Here is a 3,525-nt window from a genome sequence, read left to right as displayed (position 1 = left end):
AGCCCGATTCCCCCACGACCCCGTCGGAGAACGCGGGGTAGGACGGTCGAGGGGGGTGGGGGTGGGGCACTGAGCGGTTTCCTTCCCACGCGCGGGCAACTCACAGAGGTTCCCGGCTGTGTCCCCCACCCCGGCCGTGGCGCTGGACCGCCACCGAATCACCGCCGGCGTATCGAGCCCGGCCATTCCCCCTGCACAAGTAGTTCACCTTTGCACAAGTTGCTCCTGACCAACAAGGCACTTGGGTAACATCCGTGCATTGAAGACAGGCCGCAACAGCGGAAACACCCGTCACTCGCACCTGTTTTCGACACTCGCCCCGCGCCCCGGCGCCCCGGGTGGACCCATCCACTCCACGTGAACCGATCCGGTCAGATCTGCCAGGAGCGCAGCCGGTCCGCCGCGCCGTAGACGTCGGCCTTGCCCGAGATCAGGTCGCGGGCGAGGTCGACGAGGGCGCCGTACGGCGGGTCGATGCCGACGTCGCTGACGAACATGTACGCCACGGCGGTGGCGCAGGCGAAGCGGGCGTTGGCCGACGGCAGCGGCTTGAGCAGCGCGAGGGTGTGCAGCAGGGCGGCGGCCCGCCAGGCCGGGTCGGAGTCCACGCCCAGGCGCGGCGGATCGACCCGGTGCCGGGCCACCGCGGCGACCAGGGCGGAGAAGTCGTTGACCGTGGGCTGGTCCGGCAGGACCTCTTCGTGGCGCTGGAGCAGCCAGGGCACGTCGATATGGATGACGGGAGCCATCGGTCAGGCGCCCCGTCCCCGGCCGCCCGCGACCGGTTCGTCCTCGGGGAAGGCGGCGGCGAATTCGTCGGCGTGGGCGGCGAAGAACCGCCGGAATTCCTCCGCGCCCTCCTGGAGGGCGCGATGGCGGGCGATGTCGGCCGCCGCCGCCTCACGGACGAGGGCCTTCATGGACGTACCGCGCTCCTTGGCGATCTGCCGCAGATCCTCTAGCTCGCGGTCGCTGAACTCCACGTTGAGAGCTGGCATGCCCCCACGGTACCGCGCCGGTACTCGACCGTAAATACCACCAGGTCAGCCGGGTAGGAACAGGGTACCGAGGGGGCGAAAGGCAGCCCGGTTATCCCTGGTCGGCCACGAAGGACGCCATCCGGGCCAGGGCCGCGTTCCAGTTGACCGCGTGCTCGTTCGTGGACCAGGACTGGATGTCGTCGATGTAGCAGAACTGGCCTGTGCAGCCCTGGAGTTTGCTCTGTGCGTAGGGGTCCTGAATGCTCGAGTTGGGGCCTCCGGCGAGGGTGCCGGCGGGCGGGCTCGGCATCTTCGGGTCGAGCTGGTGGGCGTACCAACGGCTGTGCTGCTGATGGGAGTTGACCTCGCCGTAGCCCGTCACGTACGACATGTTCAGGGCGTTGCGGCCGAGGAGGTAGTCGATGCTCTGGAGCGCGCCGTCCCGGTACTTCGGGGCGCCGCCGATGTCGTACGCGGTGGCGATGACGACGGCGTTGTTGAGGATCTGGGCGTTGGAGCCCCAGTCGTACACGTTGAGGTCGGGGGCGTAGGGCATGCCGTACGGCTGTGCCGTCAGCGTGGCCAGATAGCGGTCGGCGCCCTTGAGCACGGACTGGCGGACCTTGTCCCGGCCGGGCAGTCCGTTCGGGACGGTCGCCAGGTCGAGCCGGCCGGCGGCGGCGGTCCTGGCCCAGTCGAAGCCGAGGGCACCGAAGATGTCGGCCGTGTGGACCGGCGAGTTCAGGATGTACCGCTCGAACGTCTTGTCACCGGTGGTGAGATACAGCTCGGCGGCGGCCCAGTAGAACTCGTCCTGCGCGTCGGTGTCGTTGTAGGCACCGCCGCCGGTCGCGTCGTTCGGGTCGGCGTGGACCGCGGGGTGGGCGAGGGCCGCCGTCCAGGCCTTGCGCGCCGCCGTGAGGGCGCGGGCGGCGAACGCCCGGTCGTAGGGCCGGTACAGCCGGGCCGCCTGCGCGGCCGTGGCCGCCAGGTTGAGGGTGGCCTCGGTGGTCGGCGGGTGCAGTTCGCGCTTCTGCGGGTCGTCGCTCGGCAGCAGCGGCAGCCCGGTCCACTTCTCGTCGTGGATCTTGTGATGGGCCATGCCAGCCAGCGGCTGCCCGGCCGGCACCTGCATCTTCAGCAGGAAGTCCAGCTCCCAGCGCGCCTCGTCCAGGATGTCGGGCACCTTGTTGCCGCTCTCCGGGATGGCGAGCGTGCCGTCGCCCAGCTTGTCCCGCTTTCCCTTGTTCCCCTTGCCCGTATGCAGGGCACGCTCGTACGTGCTCAGCAGCTCCCAGGTGGAGATGCCGCCGTTGACGACGTACTTGCCGTGGTCGCCGGCGTCGTACCAGCCGCCGGTGACGTCGAGGGTGTAGTCGCACACTCCCGGCTGGCACGGCACGCGGGAGTCTCCCTGGTTGGGCGCCGCGCCCACGTGCCCGGCGGGGCGGCCGTAGCCCGGGCGCAGGTCGTCACGGATCGCTGTGCCGCTGCGCTGTGTGTAGTAGTACTTCAGCGAGTCGAGCCGCAGCCGTTCGTAGGCGCTCGCGCCGATGTCGAAGGGGCGGCTCGTCTCGCCGTCGGCGACCAGGGTGAGCCCGGTGCCGTGCTTGCGGTAGGAGCCGAAGTCGATCGAGTGGACGTTCTGCCCGGAGGAGGTGTCGGTACCGCGCGGCACGGTCCTGCCGTGGGCCACCGTCTTCCCGTCGGCCGTCCTCAGCTGCCAGGGCAGGGGCTGCGTGGCACTGGTGACCAGCGTGGCGTTCTTCGGGCCCGCGGGCAGATAGGCGACCTGGTTGACCCGCACCCGGGGTCCCGTGTCGGGTACGTACACCTCGGGCGGCACCCCGCCGACCAGTGACACGTCGTCCATGCAGAACCGGAAGGGTTCGGCGCTGCCGCCGAGCTGGAAGCCGACCTGGCCCTGGGTGGTGTCGGCGTTCGCGGTGAACGTGTACGAGTAGGAGTCGCCCGACACGCTCAGCTGAGGGCTGACCTCGAAGTAGGTGTCGTACGGGGACACCGACAGGCCGACGATCGCCCGTACGACGTGTCCCGTGGGCGTGCCGATCGCCTTGAAGGAGAAGCGGTACGACTCGCCCTTCTTCAGGGTGATGTCGTTCTGGCCGACGGAGGCGTCCCAGCGGTTGGCCGTGCCGCCGGGCACGTCCGCGCAGAGCCCTCCGCCGGAGAGGCCGGCGGTGACGTTGGTGGTCGTCCACCAGGGGGCGGTGGTGGTGTCGAAGGTGCCGTTCTTGACCTGCTCGATCTCCTCGGCGGCGGCCGGTCCGGCGGGGAACGCGGTGAGGGCCGCCGCGATGAGGGCGGTCACCGCGAGCAGGGTGGTTCTGCGTCGTTTCACGTCTGGAGCTCCTCGGGTGAGGTGGGGGCGCGGGTGCCGGAAGAGCGGCGCGGTGCCGTGGGAGCGCTCCCAGATGCGGACGTGGCCCATGCTGAGTGAGGCGCCTCGCGGCGTCAACGGTCCTGACGGGACTGGGTTTGTGTACGGCGTTTCTCGCCCCCGCCGCCCCTTCCCGTCCCGTCC

3 protein-coding genes are annotated in these 3,525 nt (G+C 70.2%); all 3 read right to left on the bottom strand.

Features of this window, described 5'->3' with window-relative positions; genetic code table 11:
* Positions 1–371: 371 nt before the first annotated feature.
* On the bottom strand, positions 372–749 hold the full coding sequence (locus AOK08_RS41185) for a hypothetical protein (RefSeq protein ID WP_006378057.1): 378 nt from the start codon (positions 747–749) through the stop codon (positions 372–374).
* A gap of 3 nt (positions 750–752) precedes the next feature.
* Positions 753–998, bottom strand: coding sequence for a hypothetical protein (locus tag AOK08_RS41180; protein ID WP_055535612.1), 246 nt, complete (start codon positions 996–998; stop codon positions 753–755).
* Between the two features lie 91 nt (positions 999–1,089).
* Positions 1,090–3,342 (bottom strand): glycoside hydrolase family 9 protein, encoded by a 2,253-nt coding sequence (locus AOK08_RS41175; protein WP_055535611.1) that lies wholly within the window; start codon positions 3,340–3,342, stop codon positions 1,090–1,092.
* Positions 3,343–3,525 lie beyond the last annotated feature (183 nt).

It is taken from the genome of Streptomyces graminilatus (assembly GCF_001418565.1).
Taxonomy (GTDB): domain Bacteria; phylum Actinomycetota; class Actinomycetes; order Streptomycetales; family Streptomycetaceae; genus Streptomyces; species Streptomyces graminilatus.
The sequence above is the reverse complement of the archived record's forward strand: the minus strand, read 5'-3'. Positions and strand labels throughout refer to the sequence as shown.

Excerpts from the sequence above, each read along its gene's own strand:
- AOK08_RS41185 (WP_006378057.1), bottom strand. The coding sequence starts at position 749 with ATGGCTCCCGTCATCCATATCGACGTGCCCTGGCTGCTCCAGCGCCAC.
- AOK08_RS41180 (WP_055535612.1), bottom strand. The coding sequence starts at position 998 with ATGCCAGCTCTCAACGTGGAGTTCAGCGACCGCGAGCTAGAGGATCTG.